18 protein-coding genes are annotated in these 19,633 nt (G+C 43.4%); 11 read left to right on the top strand and 7 right to left on the bottom strand.

What is annotated here, in order from left to right:
- Window positions 1-121 precede the first annotated feature (121 nt).
- Entirely contained in the window at window positions 122-1,108 is a 987-nt protein-coding gene (locus RTP55_RS10125) for a malate dehydrogenase (protein WP_007116966.1), read from the top strand.
- A gap of 234 nt (window positions 1,109-1,342) precedes the next feature.
- Window positions 1,343-1,606, top strand: coding sequence for a DUF2789 family protein (locus RTP55_RS10120; RefSeq protein WP_159375143.1), 264 nt, complete (start codon window positions 1,343-1,345; stop codon window positions 1,604-1,606).
- 107 nt (window positions 1,607-1,713) lie between these two features.
- On the opposite strand, the gene htpX is transcribed toward RTP55_RS10120, so the two are convergent.
- The 3 genes from htpX to hflX form a co-directional block, all read right to left on the bottom strand.
- Window positions 1,714-2,604 carry a protease HtpX gene (gene htpX, locus RTP55_RS10115; RefSeq protein ID WP_312385880.1) on the bottom strand — a complete coding sequence of 297 codons (891 nt, stop codon included), beginning with the start codon at window positions 2,602-2,604 and terminating at the stop codon, window positions 1,714-1,716.
- Window positions 2,605-2,787: 183 nt separating this feature from the next.
- Window positions 2,788-3,552, bottom strand: a complete 765-nt coding sequence (locus tag RTP55_RS10110; RefSeq protein ID WP_312385879.1) for a lytic transglycosylase domain-containing protein — start codon at window positions 3,550-3,552, stop codon at window positions 2,788-2,790.
- A gap of 764 nt (window positions 3,553-4,316) precedes the next feature.
- Window positions 4,317-5,684: a ribosome rescue GTPase HflX gene (hflX, locus tag RTP55_RS10105; RefSeq protein WP_312385877.1), complete on the bottom strand. Its 1,368-nt coding sequence runs from the start codon at window positions 5,682-5,684 to the stop codon at window positions 4,317-4,319.
- Window positions 5,685-6,095: 411 nt separating this feature from the next.
- On the opposite strand from hflX, the gene RTP55_RS10100 reads away from it, so the two are divergent.
- The 7 genes from RTP55_RS10100 (at window position 6,096) to RTP55_RS10070 (ending at window position 11,964) form a co-directional block, all read left to right on the top strand.
- On the top strand, window positions 6,096-7,094 hold the full coding sequence (locus RTP55_RS10100; RefSeq protein ID WP_312385875.1) for a GNAT family N-acetyltransferase: 999 nt from the start codon (window positions 6,096-6,098) through the stop codon (window positions 7,092-7,094).
- A gap of 230 nt (window positions 7,095-7,324) precedes the next feature.
- Window positions 7,325-8,203 (top strand): lysophospholipid acyltransferase family protein, encoded by an 879-nt coding sequence (locus RTP55_RS10095; protein ID WP_312385874.1) that lies wholly within the window; start codon window positions 7,325-7,327, stop codon window positions 8,201-8,203.
- A 449-nt stretch (window positions 8,204-8,652) separates the two neighbouring features.
- The gene (locus RTP55_RS10090; protein WP_007117205.1) at window positions 8,653-9,015 is read left to right on the top strand and encodes a roadblock/LC7 domain-containing protein; all 363 of its coding nucleotides are present in this window, start codon (window positions 8,653-8,655) and stop codon (window positions 9,013-9,015) included.
- A 96-nt stretch (window positions 9,016-9,111) separates the two neighbouring features.
- The gene (locus RTP55_RS10085; RefSeq protein WP_099834334.1) at window positions 9,112-9,606 is read left to right on the top strand and encodes a PAS domain-containing protein; all 495 of its coding nucleotides are present in this window, start codon (window positions 9,112-9,114) and stop codon (window positions 9,604-9,606) included.
- A complete protein-coding gene (locus RTP55_RS10080) occupies window positions 9,606-10,352 on the top strand; it encodes a phosphate/phosphite/phosphonate ABC transporter substrate-binding protein (RefSeq protein ID WP_007117203.1) in 747 nt (248 codons plus the stop codon). The genes RTP55_RS10085 and RTP55_RS10080 overlap by 1 nt, the downstream gene beginning before the upstream one ends.
- A gap of 206 nt (window positions 10,353-10,558) precedes the next feature.
- Window positions 10,559-11,191: a hypothetical protein gene (locus RTP55_RS10075; RefSeq protein ID WP_312385870.1), complete on the top strand. Its 633-nt coding sequence runs from the start codon at window positions 10,559-10,561 to the stop codon at window positions 11,189-11,191.
- A 95-nt stretch (window positions 11,192-11,286) separates the two neighbouring features.
- Complete coding sequence (locus tag RTP55_RS10070) at window positions 11,287-11,964, top strand: hypothetical protein (protein WP_312385869.1); 678 nt, start codon at window positions 11,287-11,289, stop codon at window positions 11,962-11,964.
- 99 nt (window positions 11,965-12,063) lie between these two features.
- Here the strand turns inward: RTP55_RS10070 and fkpB are convergent, their stop codons facing one another.
- The 4 genes from fkpB to ribF all read right to left on the bottom strand — a co-directional run bounded on the left by fkpB (window position 12,064) and on the right by ribF (window position 17,747).
- Entirely contained in the window at window positions 12,064-12,558 is a 495-nt protein-coding gene (fkpB, locus tag RTP55_RS10065) for an FKBP-type peptidyl-prolyl cis-trans isomerase (RefSeq protein WP_007117200.1), read from the bottom strand.
- A gap of 23 nt (window positions 12,559-12,581) precedes the next feature.
- Entirely contained in the window at window positions 12,582-13,130 is a 549-nt protein-coding gene (lspA, locus tag RTP55_RS10060) for a signal peptidase II (protein ID WP_312385867.1), read from the bottom strand.
- Complete coding sequence (gene ileS / locus RTP55_RS10055; RefSeq protein ID WP_312385892.1) at window positions 13,123-16,440, bottom strand: isoleucine--tRNA ligase, N-acetyltransferase domain-containing; 3,318 nt, start codon at window positions 16,438-16,440, stop codon at window positions 13,123-13,125. The genes lspA and ileS overlap by 8 nt, the downstream gene beginning before the upstream one ends.
- Before the next feature lie 293 nt (window positions 16,441-16,733).
- Window positions 16,734-17,747: a riboflavin biosynthesis protein RibF gene (ribF, locus tag RTP55_RS10050; protein WP_312385866.1), complete on the bottom strand. Its 1,014-nt coding sequence runs from the start codon at window positions 17,745-17,747 to the stop codon at window positions 16,734-16,736.
- 125 nt (window positions 17,748-17,872) lie between these two features.
- Here ribF and RTP55_RS10045 point away from each other — a divergent pair, with 125 nt between their 5' ends.
- Window positions 17,873-18,394 (top strand): GNAT family N-acetyltransferase, encoded by a 522-nt coding sequence (locus tag RTP55_RS10045; RefSeq protein ID WP_312385865.1) that lies wholly within the window; start codon window positions 17,873-17,875, stop codon window positions 18,392-18,394.
- 216 nt (window positions 18,395-18,610) lie between these two features.
- Window positions 18,611-19,618: a carboxypeptidase regulatory-like domain-containing protein gene (locus tag RTP55_RS10040; RefSeq protein ID WP_312385864.1), complete on the top strand. Its 1,008-nt coding sequence runs from the start codon at window positions 18,611-18,613 to the stop codon at window positions 19,616-19,618.
- Window positions 19,619-19,633 lie beyond the last annotated feature (15 nt).

Below are 19,633 nucleotides of genomic sequence, written 5' to 3'. Positions count from 1 at the left end.
TTTATGGTCTTTGATGGTGACAAGTGATAAACTAGGCAGGCTTTTTTAGACAATTTTTTCTGCTTTTTTCACTGCCTTGCTTTTGCAAAGGATCTTGTACTTATCATAATAGGAGCTTTCAATGAAACAGCCTGTTCGTGTTGCGGTGACTGGTGCTGCTGGTCAAATCAGTTATTCATTATTATTTCGTATCGCATCGGGTGATATGTTAGGTAAAGACCAACCTGTCATTTTACAATTATTAGAAATCACGCCGGCCTTAGAAGCTTTAAAAGGTGTGGTAATGGAACTTGAAGATTGTGCATTCCCATTGCTAGCGGGCGTCGTACAAACTGACGACGCTAACGTTGCGTTCAAAGATGCGGACTATGCCCTACTGGTAGGTGCCCGTCCTCGTGGCCCAGGCATGGAGCGTAAAGATTTGCTCGAAGCTAACGCCGCCATCTTCTCTGCACAAGGTAAAGCCTTGAACGACAACGCTAGCCGTAATGTCAAAGTATTGGTTGTGGGTAACCCAGCCAACACCAATGCCTTAATCGCACAGCGCAATGCCCCAGACCTAGACCCACGTAACTTTACAGCGATGACACGTCTTGACCACAACCGTGGTATGGCGCAACTGGCTGAAGAAACTGAAACCACCGTGAATGACATCAAAAAAATGATCATTTGGGGTAACCATTCTTCAACCCAATACCCAGATTTGACTTTCACTACGGTAAAAGGTCAACCTGCCCTAGAGCAAGTACAACGTGACTGGTACGAAGGTACTTATATCCCTAACGTACAACAACGTGGCGCTGCCATCATTAAAGCACGTGGTGCCTCATCAGCGGCATCTGCTGCAAACGCTGCGATTGCACACATTCGTTCATGGGCACTAGGCACCGACGAGAATGATTGGGTATCTATGGGTGTTTACTCAAATGGTGAATACGGTATCCAAAAAGGTCTTATCTATTCATTCCCATGTACTTGCCAAAATGGCGATTGGAAAATCGTTGAAGGGCTAGACGTTTCATCGGCTTTCTCACAAGAAAAAATGAAAGCCACCGAAACTGAATTGGCTGAAGAGCGTGATGCGGTAAGCCACTTACTTCCTAACTAATTAGGTTAGAATATTTTAACCGAAAAAAACCAGTCTCATTAGGCTGGTTTTTTTACATGAAATAACCACACTATACAATCAAATCACATTTTTTTTACTCAATTTTGGCTACAATGGTCTAACGGTAAGAATAACCCATGGCACTTTTTTGATAATTTTTGACTAAAATGAGTGCTAAACAATAATGATATTACAATAACCATTGATACTTTTTAGAGTACTAGGAGAACTACAATGATGACAGATGGCGAAAGAAACATTAATATGTTGTTTGAGCAAATGGGTATGGATGGCGATGATGCCGCGGTTGAACAATTTATTCAAGAAAATCAATTGCCGCAATCACTCGAGCTGAGCGATGCGCCTTTTTGGAGTGACAGTCAACGTAAATTTTTAAAAGACGAATACCGTGCAGATGCGGGTTGGATTGAAATCATCGATGAGCTCAACACCCGTCTACACAAAGATGCCATGGATGCACAAAAACTGGCTAAATAAGTCCTTTTAATACTGTCAAAGGTATTTTCTAAATGTATTAAAAAATAACTAAAAAACCCAATCACTGATTGGGTTTTTTACATTGTTTAGATAAGTGTTCAAAATAATTAGGGAGCCAATTTTTGTAAATGGGCAATACGGTCATCAAGGGAGGGATGGCTGGCAAATAACTGGGCAAAACTAAACCCTCCTTTACCTTCATTAATCGCAAAGGCTTTCATGCCTTGTGGCATATAGTCAGGATGCTGGCTGGCAGGTTTTAACGCTTCAAGCGCAGCAATCATGTTGTATTTACCTGCCAAACGCGCGCCTGCTTCATCCGCACGGTATTCACGGTAACGAGAGAACCACATGACCACCGCTTGTGCAGCAATACCAAACACAATATCTAATACCATACTGGTAATGTAATAGCCCATACCAGGTGAATTGCTGTCATTTTTAAAGACCGCTTGATCTACAAATAAACCCACAATACGCGCAAAGAACATCACAAAGCTGTTAACCACACCTTGAACAAGCGCTAAGGTCACCATATCACCATTGGCAACGTGACCAATTTCATGGGCAAGTACCGCTTCGACTTCTTCTTGGTTCATCGATTGTAGTAGCCCAGTCGATACCGCAACCAAAGCTTTGTTTTTATTCCAACCTGTCGCAAAGGCATTGGGTGATGGATTATCAAAGATACCCACTTCTGGCATATCAATATTGACGTTTTGCGCCAAACGGCGAACCGTTTCGACCAGCCAAACTTCCAACTGGGTAGCAGGCCGTTCAATGACTTGCGTACCTGTGGAGCGTTTTGCCAACCATTTTGACATCAACAGCGATACAAAAGACCCTATCATACCGTAGATGAAACACATCGCCAGCAGGCTAGTGGTGCCTGTGCCGCCCAAATTGAATCCTAGCATTGGCGCGATGACGTTCATGACGATACCAAACACCACCATCACCGCTAGGTTAGTTAAAAGAAATAAGCCAATTCGTAACATGACGGTTTCCTAAAGACAATCAAACGATTAAATATACTTATCAACAATAAGTTGACTATGATATTTAATATAATAGCGTTTAATGCAACAAATTAAAGGGAAAAGTAGCATAAATTTGTAACATAAAAAAGCCAGTATCACACTAGCTTTGGGGATCTGGTTTTCAGCTTATAGACATGGTTGTTAGCGGACAATCGTATAAGAGTTTGATGAATTATAGCTAACATTTTGAAAGCCATTGCTGCTAGTGCTAGAGCGAAGATTGGGGTCATTACGATATAGGTTGTTGTAGCGGCTTAACACCCGTTGTACGTAATCACGGGTTTCACGAAATGGGGGAATACCGCCGTATTTACTGACGTTGCCTTCACCGGCATTGTAGCTTGCTATCACATGCTGAATATTACCAAAACGGTTTTGTAAGAATTTCAAATACTTTGCCGCGCCTTCGATGTTCTCCGCAGGGTTCCAAGCGTTATACACACCAAACCGCCTAGCTGTCGCGGGCATTAATTGCATTAACCCCTGCGCCCCAACAGGTGAGCGTGCATTGGGATTAAAACCTGATTCAGTATGCATCATGGCTTTCATCAATGCAGGGTCGACACCATGACGCAGCGCAGAAGCCACAATCATGCTATCGTAGCTATTTTTGTTGCCACGCGCACTGGCAGGTACTGCAGCTTCATTGGCGCCCCAATTGCTATAACTATGCACATTAGTATCCGCGTAATAAGTCACTTTGACTTTTTTGGTAAAATTTTGGAAATTATTTCCTGCAGGACGGTTGTTGCTGACTACATTGGTCAACAGTACCTGACCGTTGCTATCTTTAAACACATACATATTGCCAGCATTCGCTGCATCCATACTTGCCAAACCACCCAATGACAATAGGGAAGCCGATAGCAAATAGGGTAGGCGAGTTTTCTTTGCAAACAATACCATAAATATACCTATGTAAAATTTTTGACAATACGTCACGGTAAAGCACATGACTATAAAATTTGAAGTTAGCGTAATGCTTTAAACCGACATAAAAAGATAAAATTCGTTATGTTTCAATGACATTTGATAACAGTATTATAAAAGAATTGGCAGGAAATATACCATAAATCTGTCAAAAACTGGTTAAAGTTTACAAAAAATCAGATAAGGGGAAAAAGAGGAAAAATGGCCAAAAAACTTGTCAACCTGTTGGGTTTCATGCCATGGACTCAACAATATATGGGTTGGAATTTTTAGCCATAAAAACTATCAAATTTTCAAGCCTTAAATCTTAAAAAAAAAGTAAAATTTTTTGCTTGCACTTTGCAAAAAACTATAACTCTATGATTTATATAAATAAAATAATTGGTTAAAAAATGACCAATTTAGAGATAACCTATAGCGATATGCGGTTTATTGTTGTCAAGTCAGAAGTTATCCACATGGTTATCCACATAAATTGGGGAAAATAACCTAAATGTTTGATATTGATAAAAAATAAAATGAAATAACCCCCAAAATAACTGAAAAAAATCTGATAGCGCAACGGGCGACATGACAAAAGAATGACAAATTGACGAATATATTTTTAAGATTTAATCAACTTATGGTCAATAAGCGCAGTTTATCGCGTGGTATGGTCATTTATTCAGCCAAAAAAAACCTGCACCAACTTAAATTTTGATACAGGTCTACTATTGTTATATTGTTAAATGGCTAACAAGTTATGTCTCGTCGGCGGTATCCAATGGCTGCTGTAGTAATTGTTCAAATGGTTCAAGCACTGGCGCAAGCAGTTTGGCTTGTGCTTGCGACAACACTTCCTCAGGGGCGATACCAAATTCACCCAACAACTGCTTAAGCTTGTCCACCGACATCATGGCAGTCAGTTTGGTTTGACCTGTTTCATCATAGCTGAGGTCTTCAATCACTTCTAACTTATGCAGTTCGTGTTGCAATTGTCCAAAATTGGCGGGTAAGGTTAATTCAAACCGCTGTAATTGACCTACCAATAACTGCTGCACGGCAAGGGTGAGTTGCTCGATACCTAATTGCTCATGGGCAGAGACATACACCCGATTGGGCTTGGCTTTATCACTATAACCGATGTGCGGCGGCTCACCTGTGAGATCAATTTTATTAAACACATTTAGCACAGGCACTTGATTATCAATTTCCGCTAACACAGATTGTACCGCGGCGATTTGCTCATGCATGTCTTCACGGTGACTATCAATGACATGCAGCAACAAATCTGCCTCTAAGGTTTCTTCTAGCGTGGCATGGAAGGCTTCCACTAGCTCATGGGGCAAATGGCGGACAAAACCGACCGTGTCGACAAGTACCACCTTACCCACGCCCGACCATGACACACTCCGTAGCGTCGGGTCAAGCGTCGCAAATAGCTGATTGGCGGCATAGATGTTTTCATTGGTCAGGGTATTAAATAAGGTGGATTTACCCGCATTGGTATAACCGACCAGTGAAATTGTCGGCACCGATGATTTTTGGCGTTTGGCACGACCTTGTGCGCGGGTTTGTTTGACCTTATCAAGCTTGGCTTTGAGCTGCCCGACACGCACCTGTAACAAGCGTCTATCGGTTTCAAGCTGGGTTTCGCCTGGACCGCGTAGACCAATACCACCTTTTTGGCGCTCCAAGTGCGTCCAGCCGCGTACCAAGCGAGTCGCTAAGTGATTAAGCTGGGCAAGCTCAACTTGCAGTTTACCTTCGTAGGTTCGCGCCCGCTGGGCAAAAATATCCAAGATAAGCCCCGTTCTATCAAGCACACGGCACTGCACCAAGCGCTCAATATTACGTTCCTGCGATGGGGTCAAACTATGGTTAAAAATGACAATATCTGCCTCATATTGTTTGACAAGTTCCCCGATTTCTTCAGCTTTACCCGTACCCACAAAGTATTTAGCGTCAGGCTTAGACCGCGTACCTGTGACCAAGGCTTGTTTTTGCGCCCCTGCCGAATCCACCAGCAATTCAAATTCTTCCAAATCGTCTGGGTCATTGAGATGGGTAATGTTTAAATGGACTAAGATGGCTTTTTCACCACCTTCATAACGCTCAAAATACTCCAATGATTTATCCTTTCGTTGTGAGTGTAAAAATGTGTCTATATCTAAATGTATTATCTAAGTCTATTAAGTTAAACATTTGCTTAAATAGTCGATAGCCGCGTTAGAAAAGCGCTAGCCACGATAGATGGGTTATATATATAAATATAAGGTTTTTTTGCAGAACTTTTAGTCAAATTTACAATTAGTAACTTAAAACGGGGGTAAAGGCGAAGGTTTGGTCATGGTTTTGCCATAAAAACGTCATTGAAACGACACGGGTGTCACGCATACTGAATTCATCCAGACTGACTAACCATCCAATTAGATGATGGGGGCTTTGTAGCTTTGAGAATGAGTCAATGACAAGCTAAGGCATTTTTCGCTCAGCAGCTGGCCAATGCCATAGCAAAAACCACCCTAGGTAACCGTAAGATGACTGATTTTGTAGAACAAGCTAATTTTCTAGAACAAAATAACGGCGCCAAATTATACGAAGATATCGCCACTTATCCTGTTGATAGTCTTTTTAATACCCAGTTTGTTGCGCAGTTACTGGCACATAATTTTGCTGATATAGCAGTGGTAGAGACGCTAGCCCCGCTGGTCAAGCCAACGATTAGCCGCCCAAGCGCGCGTCATCGCCCGTTATTTAAGTCAGTGATTATTAACGTGAGCGAGGATAAGTTTTCGCTACAAACCGAGCAGCATTTGCTCAATGCCCAGCGCCTACGCACTTTGACCTTTACCCAAGCGTTTTCAGTAAGTTTTGCGGGATTTCATCCAAGCTCAGAGCAGCCGCTAGATCGGGATGATTTTGATAATTATTGCACCCATGTGGTGGTGTATGACGAAACCAAGCAAGATAGCTTTGGGCAGCCACTCGCGGTGGCAACCACCCGATTATTGGATAAAAACGGCGCGATAAAAGCTGGGCAGTTTTATAGCGAGCATGAGTTTAGACTGGGTCGCTTGCTCGATGATTACCCGTATAATGTGCTAGAAATCGGTCGCACCTGTGTGCACCCAGATTACCGAGGTATTACCACAATTAATCATTTGTGGGAATCCATCGCGGCAGTCGCCAAAGCTTACAATGTCAATGCGTTTATGGGCTGTGCCTCAGTTCCGATGGAAGAGGGCAATGTGCAAAACTGGTTAGATCATCAGCTTGATAGTACCAAGTTAGATGTCAAAGTGACCCGTAAATTGCCAGAAGACAAATTATCCGCTATCGACTTGGCGCAAGTGGCTGATGTGGACTTGGCGAATCCGCAAAATTTTGCCTTGCCAGCGCTGTTAAAAATGTATGTCAAAATGGGCTGTAGTCTTGGTGAAGCGGCTTGTTATGACCCTGAGTTTGATTGTGCCGATGTGTTTGTTTGGTTGCCATTTGAACAAGTCAAACCGCGCTATCAGCACTATTTGCACTAACCGGTTTATTAATAAAGGCAAAGATGCTAATCTTGAGTAATATAAACCGGGTTTGGTTACTGTTATTGAGTGATTGATACTTAGTTATTATTAGTCGGTTATTATTACTCGGCTATTGATACTTAGTGATTGCTATTGGGTTATTGTTGAAACTCAAGAAGACGCAGTAAGCCGTGTGCCCAATAATTTGCTATACTACATCCACAATTTTTCACTCACATATTTACCTTATGCAAAAATCTAACCGCAAAACCGCGCCATCGGCGTTGACAATCAGTAGCCTACTTAGCGAAACAGCAAAACAACTGCGACAACCTGCTACCTACAGTAAAAAGAATTTGGCGACCCAGTGGCAACGTAGCAAGCGCCTTATGAATTTAATGGCTGCGATTCAAACAGGGGTTGGCTATGCATGGCAGATTAGCCGCACACCAAATCCCGATAATCAGCAAATCATCCAACTGATTCAAAAATTCTGTAAAAAATCGCTCAAAGCGTTAGGCATTGAGGTGACTGCACTTGAGCCAATACCGACACATCACGCGTTGTGGGCGAGCAACCATATCTCTTGGCTCGATATCCCTGTGGTGGGTAGTATTGTACCGACCTTCTTTTTGTCCAAAGCCGAAATCGCGCATTGGCCGGTGATTGGTTGGATGGCGACCACCGCCCACACTTTATTTATCCAGCGCGGTTCGGGCGATACCAGCAAAATCAGTGAGCAGATGAGTGAGTTTTTATCACAAGGCTCACCCGTGGTTTTCTTCCCAGAAGCGACCACCACAGACGGTACAGCGATTAAACGTATTTATGGCAACTTGTTGCAGTCTGCGATGGACAGCCAAGTGCTCATTCAACCGATTGTGATTTGCTATGTCAACCAAGATGGCGAACTTGACCAAAACATTCCGTATTATGGCGATATTGGCTTGATAGATAGCGTCAAACGTGTCCTTGATAACCGCCCTGCCAAAGCCTATGTGTTGCCGTTAGCAGCCATTGACCCTGCGGGTAAAACCCGAAACGAAATTACCGCTATCTTGCAGCAGCGCATGGTGGATGGACTGGCGCGCTTGCATGGGCAAGTGCTTCACCCTAAACAGCCTTAATCGTTACGACTATAATTAAGTAGAAAAGCCAAGCTGCCATCACCTTGGCTTTTTTTTATCATGTGAATATCACAGACGCTCACTAAATTTTTTCAGTCAAATAGCATTGTAATAAAAGGTAAAAATTTCACCAAATCTGTTATTATGTACGTAACAAAACGTTATATGACAATCACTTGCGATTAAATACTCGCTACAGCGGTTAAACCGTTAACCTGCATCAATTACCCATGAGCCATGCTTAATCAAACCATCACTTGACAACGTTTGTCATCTATTTGAGCACGGTTGTTTTTATACGATTATTTTTGCACCGTTATTTTTACACTTTGCCCACCACAATGATGAATGAGTTTAATACCGATTGGATGAGCGCAAGCTTGTGGTTATTTTGCCCCGTAAATTTTTTCACTACCCCTCTAAATTTGTTTACTAAAAAGGTTCTTGATATGCGTACCGATATGTTCCAACAAATCTTAAATGACCTAAACAGCTCTTCAGCAGACGTAGAAGCCTCTGCGCTGATTTCAACCGATGGTTTGATGATTGCGTCAGCATTGCCAGCGGGCATTGATGAAGACCGTGTCGGTGCGATGTCAGCGGCGCTACTATCACTCGGTGACCGTGCAGGTCGAGAACTAGCGCGTGGCAGTATCGAGCGCGTCATGGTACAAGGCGAAAAAGGCTATGTGATTATGTCGGCATCGGGTACAGAAGCGGTATTGACCATTTTGACCAAACCAAATGCCAAATTGGGTCTGGTGTTCTTGGATATGAAGCGTGCGGCTGAAGCCTTATCAAAACTTATCTAAAACTTACAAATAGTTTAACTTTGTCAGCCTTTCACCGGTATTAGCAACCGTGACTCAATCAAAAATTTATCCATCAAAAATTTATAAGGAGAGGTAATGAAATCTGTACAATTACCCGATATGGACCAACCTGCTGGCGATGCTACAGCGCATCGTCTGACTTACTCAGATGGCTCAAGTCGTGTCGTTTATACCACCGAAAACGAGCTACCTTACCCAGATGGCAAACTTATCGTTTCACGCGTGGATTTAGATGGCATTATCACCCACGCCAATGACGCCTTCGTGGATATCAGTGGCTATAGCCGTGATGAATTAATTGGCGCGCCGCATCATATTTTGCGACATCCACAAATGCCAAAAGCCGCCTTTAAAGACTTGTGGCAAACAGTCGAAACAGGCAAAAAATGGCATGGCTATGTCAAAAACTTGTGCAAAGATGGCAGCTACTACTGGGTGTATGCGACAGCTGTGCCCAATATCCGCCATGGCGAAACGGTTGGCTATACGTCAGTACGACGCAAACCATCACGCAGCAAAATCGCACAAGCTGAAGCACTGTATCGCAAAATGCTAGAGGAGCAAGCCTAATGACAATTAATTTACTCATTGCGCCTGACTTCGCGCCTGAGCGTTTTGCAGGGTGGCATATGCTCAATACACTGCTACAAAAAAAATCCGGCATTCACATCCACTTACTGACACCGGCGTCTGCGCATGAACAAACCGACTTAATCCAAGCGCAAAGCGTGGATATTATCTATGCCAATCCCTTCGATGCAGCGGCAATGATTCGGGAGCAGGGTTATCGCGCCGTGGCTCGTCCACTGGGCAAATCTGATGAAATGGTGATTGCTGCAAAAGCCGATAGCGGCATTGTAGCACTTGATGATTTAAAAGCAGGCTGCACCATTGCCATGGCAGATAATCGTGATGTCAAATTGATTGGGCTTCGTCTGCTAGAAGCCGTGGATTTGTTAGAAGCTGACATTACTTGGAAAGTTACCGAGACTTACCAAGCCGCTGCGCGTAATTTGATTAAAGGCGAAGCCGATGCGGCATTCTTTTTATCTGAAGTTTATCATAGCTTGTCACGCTTGACTTTATCGCAGATGCAGGTATTGATTGAAAGTGATTTGAGCGATATCAGCCATGTGCTACTGGTTAAAGAGAGTTTTGCCGACAGTGAGCCATTTATCGATGCCTTATTAAGCTTAAAAGACACAGCCGAAGGCAAACAAGTATTACAAGAACTGGGGATGAGCGACGGTTTTGAGCCGATGACCCAAGAAGACGGCGAGTTTATGATTGATTTAATGGATACCTTATTGGATTAATCGGTCAAGCTTGTCATCTTGCCCAATAGCGCAATTCATGTTTAGATGGAGTTGCGCTTTTTTTATGCTGAAGCGTTTTGATTGCAATCGGGTTTAATAGTATAGTAGGGGATAAATGCGTGGATTTTTCACAGCGTCAGTCACTAATACCTCACCCTTGTCACATAACTTTTTATATAATTAGGCTAATTTTTTGAGGAATCAGCATGTATTCATTGTCGAATCGTAATCGTAGAAAATTTCAAAAACATTGGCTTAATTTTCGTCTCTATAGTCGACAAGTGATTGACCAACCGATGAATATGGATATCCATACCAGCCGCATCATGGCAGCGATGGAGCTTGATGAAAAAGAGCCCTTACAAGGTGCGTTAGCCGATATGTTTTATGGTTGTTGGTTTGACGTGCCCTATTTTGGTGACCGTATGCTCAACCAAGTCAGAGAAAAACTAACGCCAACACTGCTACAAGGGTTTGACCAATGCATCAATCATGGTGACTATGTGTTTAAAGTAAGCCATCTTGCCACACGCTGGAGCGTATTGGTATCGCCTTCAATGAACACTTATCAACACCAACTACGTGTGTCCACTGATGACTCAAAAGTAGTGGCACAAATGACGATTGCTTCGCTATTAGATATTATGGAAGAAGAAGACGATCCAGAAGATCAAGCCGAGCAAATTGCCGAAATCGAGGAAGAGTTCTTTAACCATTGTGTTGTTTGTCATGACCGCTTAGCATTTAGTATGGTTTGGTGGGAAATGTCAAAAAACAAATGGGATTTTAATGACAAATGGCTTGAAACCAAAGAATATTTTGCCAAGCAAGCCGCTTAATTATAGCCGAATGAATTAGCTTTTGAATTTACCAAGCCTATCACAGTGATTGACAACATGACCTTTGCCGTCTATCAAAATTTAAGGAAAACACCATGCCAGAACAAAACGACACCTATGTAATTTTAACGCCTGCCGGGGTATTGCATAGTTTTTCAAGCGCCAATCCCTCAGAGCAGCAACTAGCCTTGCAAGCGGTGCTCGCCCCTGAACAAAGTATGACGGCGCGGGAATGGGGTGAGCATTATAGTGACACTTGGCTAGATATGTTTATCGAAGAAGGTTGGATTGAGACCCTTGAAAAGCGGGTGGTCGCTCCGCACGTGCAGCTAGATAATTTCTTAAAATATGTAGCAGCGAGCCTATCGGGTAGTCGCCGTGTCGTAATTGCATCAGATCAAGGCTTTTGTCTAGCAAAAATGGGCTTTACTCAGCAAGAAGCAGATACGCTGTCGGTAGCCGCCGCCGATTTTTATGGCTTTTTAGAACGCCAACAGCAGCGCGGTTGGGCGGTACATGGCTATGGGGTGTCATTTTTTACCAGTATTGATATGTTGATGCCCAATACCAGTATTGTGTTTTTATGGATCAACAAAGCGGGCTATTTCTTGATTATTGAAGATGAGCCGCTCATCAATAACCGCGCTTTTGTGGAATTGGTGTGGGGTATTAAAGCGACGGGCGAACGTTTTGAGCAGCGTGCAAGACTGGCAGAACAATCAGACGCTAAAGAAGGTGATGTGGCAGACGATGATACCCAAACAGTTAATTGATAAACTGTAAAAATAAAAACCGTTGAGAGTTAATCAGCGGTTTTTTATTGTCAGTGATTTTTATTGAAAGCTTCTATTCAGCTGAATGCCATATGAATGTCAGCTTAGTGTGATACCTTTACTGTCTTTTGGTGTCACTCTAAAAATCTGCACTTTAAACAGTATATTTTGACCTGCCAATGGATGGTTAAAATCCACTTTGATGGCATCTTCAGTGACGTCACTGACCACACCCACGAGCGTGGTTTTGCCTTTGTCTTCAAATTCCATCATGGTACCGACTTCAGGCAAATTGCCCGTCACGGCAAACTGCGCATGACTAAAAGTCTGTACGTTGTCAGGGTTCCATTGACCAAACGCTTCGTCAGGCGACAGCGATGCGGTGCGCGTGTCACCGGCTGTCAAGTTGATAAGTACCTTCTCAAACCCTTCAAGCAGGCTACCATCACCCACTACCAAGCGAACAGGTTCGCCACGCTCAAAGGTTGAGTCGATGACGGTGCCATTTTCTAAGCTGACCTCAAAATGCAAATCAACGGTTGAGTCTTGAGTGATGCGGGTTTGTTCATTTGGCGTAATAATGTCATGATTCATGCGGTTGTTCATCCATCTAAAAATTAAAGGGTGTTACGTTTGGACTCTAATAAAAACGCATCGATTAAAATCAACGCAACGCCAATATTAATCGCCACATCAGCTATATTAAAAATCGGGAAATGCCACGCATTGCCATAGTGCACATGCAAGAAGTCAATCACATAGCCCAAACGTACCCGATCAATCAAATTACCCAAAGCGCCCGCCATCACCAATGACAAGCCCAACGCCAATAATTTGGCTTGTTGGGGTATTTTGCGTAGATACGCCATGATGCCAAGGGAAACAGCCAGTGCCAGTCCGCTAAACAGCCATTTTTGCCAGCCGCCTTTATCTGCCAAAAAACTAAACGCCGCGCCATGGTTGTGGGCAAGGGTAAAGTTAAAAATCGGCTCAATAATCGCCGTGGTTTGGTACAGCTGGTAGTTGTGCTCAAAGTACAACTTGGTAAGTTGGTCGATAATCATTACCAAAACCGCAATACCATACCACACCATAGCTTTATTGCCGTTGATGGGTAGGGTAGTGGATGAATGAGTGGCAGCAGTCGTTGCCTGGGTGTTAGGCATAATGACGCACCTCGCCTTGACCTTCGACATTCTCGACGCAGCGACCACAGATTTCTGGATGGGCAGGATTGATGCCGATGTCCTCGCGAATGTGCCAACAGCGGATACATTTTTCACCCGTGGCAGGCTTGACCACTACCGCAACTTGGCTGTCTTCGTCGCTATAGGTCACATCGCTTGGTTGGTTGGTTAATGCCGCTACATTGGCTTGGCTTGAAATCAACACAAATTTGAGTTCATCGCCTAATCGATTGAGTGACACCATGGTAGTATCTGGTGCATACACGGTGACATTGGCCGATAAATTGGCGTTAATCACTTTATCGGTGCGCGCAATTTCATAGGCTTTGTTGACGGTTTCTTTGACATTCAAAATCGCTTGCCAATCCGACTCGCTCACGTCATCCAATACCACTGGTGGGAATTCATACCACTCTTCGGTAAAGATATAGCCATTACCATTGCTTGTATGGGGACCTTTTAAGATTTCCCACGCTTCTTGTGCGGTGAATGACAAAATCGGTGCAATCCAGCGCAGTAACGCATGGGCAATATGATAAATCGCGGTTTGTGCTGAGCGGCGCGCTTCACCATTGGCTTTGGTAGTGTATTGACGATCTTTAATGATGTCTAAATAAAAACCGCCCAAATCTTGTGAACAAAAACCCACTACCGCTTGACACACTTGGTGAAAATCCATGTTGGTATAAGATTGGCGAATGTCAGCTTGTACCGCCTCAGCGCGTTTTAAAATGTACTTGTCAAGGCTGACCAAATTGCTAGCATCGACCATGTCGGTCGCTGGGTCAAAGTCGTCTGTGTTCGCCAGTAAAAAACGAATGGTGTTACGAATACGGCGATACATATCGGTAGTGCGCGCAAAACCTTCAGTCGATACCGCCATCTCGTAACGGTAGTCACTTGAGCCGACCCATAGGCGCACGATATCAATACCATATTTATTGGCAAGTTCTTGCGGTTCAAAGCCTTTGGTATTGCCTTTGGATTTTGATAATTTATAGCCCTTTGCATCTACGGTAAACCCGTGCGTCAACACTTGCTTATATGGTGGGCGACCATAAATCGCTTCACTCACCAAAAGTGAAGACTGAAACCAACCCCGATGTTGGTCAGAGCCTTCAAGATATAAATCCGCAGGATTGGCTAAGTCAGGACGATTGGCGAGCACGGCAAAATTGGTTGACCCTGAGTCAAACCACACGTCTAGCGTATCGGTCGATTTTTGATACTCTTTAGCATCATCCCCAATAAAGTCTTCAGCCGCGGCATCAAACCACGCTTCTACACCACCTTGCTCAATCACTTGCGCGACTTTTTCCATAAGCTCAGCCGTATTTGGGTGCAAATTGCCCGTGTCTTTGTGGATGAAAAAGGCAATCGGCACACCCCAAGTACGTTGGCGGCTGATACACCAATCTGGGCGACTATGCATCATCGATTCGATGCGATTTTGTCCCCAACTTGGCGTCCATACCACCTTTGGAATATCGGTCAATGCTTGCTCACGCAGACCTTGGCTTTCCATGTTGATAAACCATTGGGGCGTTGAACGGAAAATAATCGGCGTTTTGTGTCGCCAGCAATGCGGATAGCTATGAGTAATCACGTCATGCTTGAGCAAATGGCCACTGGCTTTGAGCGTTTCGATAATTTTTGGTTGCGCTTTATAAATATGCTCGCCGACAAAAACTTTGGCTTCAGGCAAATACACGCCATTACCTGCGACTGGGTTTTCGGTGGGTAAGTGAAATTTTTGACCGACCATATAGTCATCGACACCGTGCGCGGGCGCAGTGTGTACTAAACCCGTACCGCTATCCGCCGTCACGTGATCGCCTGTGATAATCGGCACTTGGCGCTCGGCAATCAGTGGGTGCTGCGCTTTAAGTGCGGTTAACGCATCGCCTTTCACGGTCGCCAACACACTGTATTCTTTGGCGTTAAACACACTCATTAAATGCGGAACTAAATTGTAAGCGACAATTAAATGGCTGATTTTTGCCTGTGGTTTTTCGCCTGCCATTTGATAAAACAAGCGCTCACCCAAACCGTTGTCAGCGGTTTTTTGATAAGTTGCGCCAATTTTTTCTAACGCTTTGGCAGAACGCTGATTATCGGGGGCAACATGAAACCAAATCGTTTCTCGCTGCGATTGGGCATGACTTAGCATAACCGATTTAATTTCGGCATTTGCCCCTGACCCCCAATACTCACGGATCAAAAAGGTGTAGCCAATCGCAATCGAATTTTCTTCAACATTATCATCATAAAAACGCGTTGTGCCGATAATGTCATTGGTTTTTTTATCGACAATCGCAAAGGCTTTTTGCTCAACGGCTTTTTTGAAATACGGCTCAAATACGGCAGGTTCGTGGCGTTTTTCCGGCAACATTTCCCAAATCAAAGGGTCAGATGCACTTGCCTGTAAAGCGGTTTTATCGTCTTTGGTTAAACGGCGAAGTAAATAATTAGGCGTGTCAAGCGTGGTAGGAATAGCAAATGCTTGTTTGTTAAACGTCACCTTTACCACGGAGTACTCTAGCTCAGCGCTTGCGGTAATCGCCTGATTGGCAGGCAACGTCCAAGGCGTGGTGGTCCAAATCACCGCCTGCAAAGCGCCATCAACCGCTTTAGTCGCCGCTAACGCCTCACGGTTGACGATATCAAAACCGACATAAATCGCATCGGATTTTTTATCTTCATATTCCACTTCTGCTTCTGCGAGCGCCGAACCACAATCCAAACACCAATTCACCGGCTTCATACCACGAGTGATATGACCGTTTTTGTAGATTTCTGCCAATGCACGGACGGTATCAGCTTCTTGCTTGAAGTTCATGGTCAGATAAGGATTTTCCCAGTCACCCAATACGCCCAAGCGTTTAAAGTCAACCATTTGCAGGTCAATTTGGCTTTTGGCATAGTCACGGCAAGCGCCGCGAAATTCGGTTGACGTCACGATGGCACCGTTTTTGCTTTTGTCTTTATGGGGTTGACCGACTTTACCGATAATGCCTTCTACTTTTTGCTCAATCGGCAATCCATGACAATCCCAACCCGGTACATACGGCGCATCATAACCGTCAAGCGTCTTGTATTTGACAATCATGTCTTTAAGCACTTTATTCACCACGTGACCCAAGTGAATCTGACCGTTGGCATAGGGTGGGCCATCATGCAATACATACTTTTCACGACCTTGACGAGCGCTACGAATTTGGGCATACACATCGTCGGCAAACCATTGTTCTAGCCATTTAGGTTCGCGTTTGGCAAGGTCGCCACGCATGGGAAATACGGTATCGGCAAGGTTTAGGGTGTCTTTATAGTCGATTGACTGATTGTCAGTGTTGTCGGTCATGTAACTCTCGGTATTCTATAAAAAGTGCAAAAGGTAAAAAATTGATAACAGGGTATTATATGTTAAAATTGGCGGATTGACAAAGCGTGGTTTGGCTTATCTCACCCTTGATTTTGGTAAGTTTGTCACAAAAAAAATCTCACTCACCAAAATAGCTATAAACGCTAAAAATAGTTGAAAACGCTAAAGATAGTTGCTGAAGGATAGCAATGCTCATCAGCCTAAGGGACTGATTTTGCAAAGGCTTGCTGCTCACGCCAGTCAAGTAAATCCACCACGTCTTGGGCAATGCCTTGTTTTAACGCGTCAAGGCTTGGATAATTAATTTCTCCATGTAAAAAATGCAAAAACGTCACTGTGAGTTCTCTGCCGTACAAATCCCCATCAAACTTTGGAAAATTGACTTCCAGTCGCCATTCTACCCCATACTTATTTTTTAGCGCAGGACGAGTACCCACATTGCAAGCGCCAAACAAACTGCCTTTGTTGAGCCCTTGCACGCCAGTTTGAGTATTTTCCCCCAGTGTTGATAAATCCGTGCCATCGGTAGCGGTCACCGATACCGCAAAAATCCCATGCAGGGCAGGCTTGATACGGTTTAGCGCAATATTGGCGGTGGGAAAATCAAGCGTGCGACCAATTTTATCGCCATGTTCCACCATGCCAGTAATCGCATAATCTCGCCCTAGCAGATGCTTTGCCGTTGCCAAGTCCCCGTGTTGCAAACAGTCTCGAATGCGGGTTGAGCTGACACGCTCATCTTGATGCGCATGGTCGGTCACGGTATGCAAAATTTGCACAGGCAAGCCAAACGCACGCAAAAACTCACTATCGCCAGTGCGGTCATGCCCAAAGCGAAAATCATCCCCCAATACCAGATGCTTTACGTTTAATTCGACCAACATTTTGGCAAAATCGTGTGCCGATAAATTCCGAAAGTCATTATCAAAATTTGCCACAATCAAGCTATCGATATTGTGTTCAGCAATCAATTGGGTTTTTTCTGCCAAATTGGTGAGCCTTGCAGGGGCGGTTTGCGGGCTAAAAAACTCACGCGGCTGTGGTTCAAAAATCATCACCATGCTGGCAAGTTGCTGAGATTTTGCCAAAGACTTGGCTTTATCTAGCATCGCTTGGTGACCCAAATGTACCCCATCAAAATTACCAATCGTCAGTACCGAATCAGGTAATAGGGTTGGATTTTTTAGCCAGTCAGATAAGTCAATCACGTTCATGAGCATCGCAAACTATCAATTTTATGAAATCGCTTATTATAAAGTAAAAATGTTGTTAACATACGCGCTAATAAGATTTTTCGGCAAATTTTAGCCGCATTTTTTGGTTCAATTTTGGAGTCGCTATGTCTGCAGCGTATCATAACCTTTGTATTCGCCTAGCTACGATTGATGATTTACCGCGCATTGTTGAAATTTATAATCAAAGTGTCGCAGGTAAGCAAGCCACGGCAGATTTACAGCCTGTGAGCGTGGCAGATAGGCAAGCGTGGTTTGACGCTCATACAGGCAATCGTCCGTTGGTGGTTGCTCAAACTAGCTCCGAAACTAGCTTATGTGAAATCGTCGGTTGGGGCAGTTTATCTGATTTATACGCGCGCCCTGCCTATCATATCAGTACTGAAATCAGTATCTATGTGGTAGAGGAAGCCAAGGGGCAAGGCGTGGGCAAGGCGTTGGTCAATTATTTAATCCAAGTTGCGCCGAGTTGTGGCGTGCAGCAAGTTGTTGCGCTGATTTTTGCCCATAATACACCGAGCCTTGCGATGTTTGAAAAGCTAGGATTTGAGACATGGGGCAAGTTTAAGCAAGTTTGTGATATGAAAGGCTTTATTGCTGATGTGGTGATTTTGGGTTATTCAACTTAAAGTTTTTAATTAACAAAAAAAATCCAGTATTAAATGTAATTGTAATAACAATATTAATCAAATAATGAAAACAATAGAGAAATATATAAATATTTGTTGACAAAAAATTAAGAAATCTGAATAATTATTTATAAAAGTTTACTAATTTTAGATTGTTTAGAGAAATAAATTGATAATTTGACAAACAAACTAACTAACTACGAAGGAGCGCTAATCATGTTTAAGAAAGCTTTATTACCCGTTGTTGTGGCTTCAATTTTTTTAGGCGGTTGTGGTGGTAGTGATAGTCCTTCTACTAGTACACCCCCTGTACAACCCGTCGTAAAAACTACTCTAACGGGTAAAGTGATTGATAAAGAGACGTTATTACCGATTGCCAATGCCGTAGTTAAAGTTAATGATAAGTCAGTCACCACCAATAGCGAAGGTGCTTATAGTTTGTCAGATTTGCCAGTTGGTAGCACGAATATCATTATTATAGCCAATGGCTACTTTACTCAAGCGATTAATCAAAATTTTCAGCCAACACCCAATAGTTTGGACTTTAATCTAGTAAAAGCGGATGCTTCAGTTGAGTCCAATACTACTCAAGAAATTAAAATCACTAATAATAATGCTATGTTAACCATTCCTGCTAACAGTCTAGTACGTAAAGATGGGCAAGCCATTGTGGGTAAAGCCAATGTTCAAATTGCTGTGATTGAATCTGCGCAAGAGCCTGAGAATATGCCAGGTGGCTATCAAATTGTCGGTGGCGGCTGGATGGATAGTTATGGCGCCATACTGATGACGGTTCGTGATGATAGTGGCGCGGAGCTTGCACTATCGAATGGTAAAACTGCAACCGTTAATATCCAAGTATCAAGCCGTAATAAAGATTTGCCGAATACCATTCCATTATTCTATTATGATTTGGCACAAAATGGTTGGGTACAGTCGGGTACTGCGACTTTAGTGAGGTTAAGCAATGGTGAGTTTGTCTATCAAGGAACGATTAATCGAATCGCACCTTGGAATGCTGACCAAGTGATGCAAACGATTACACTAAATGGATGCGTGAAAGATACTGAGGGCAATGAAATTGCCAATGCGATTGTTTCTGGGGATGGTATTGACTATTCTTCAATTACTAAAGTATCGACTGATGTACAGGGTAAATTTAGTTTACCAGTTAAAACGTCTAGTAATACCAAACCCATAAAATATAGTATTATAGCTATATGAAAGAATCAAACCCAA

It is taken from the genome of Moraxella sp. CTOTU47579 (assembly GCF_032004885.1).
Classification (GTDB): Bacteria; Pseudomonadota; Gammaproteobacteria; order Pseudomonadales; family Moraxellaceae; genus Faucicola; species Faucicola tetraodonis.
Note: the sequence above shows the minus strand (reverse complement) of the source record. Positions and strands in the feature narration are given on the sequence as shown.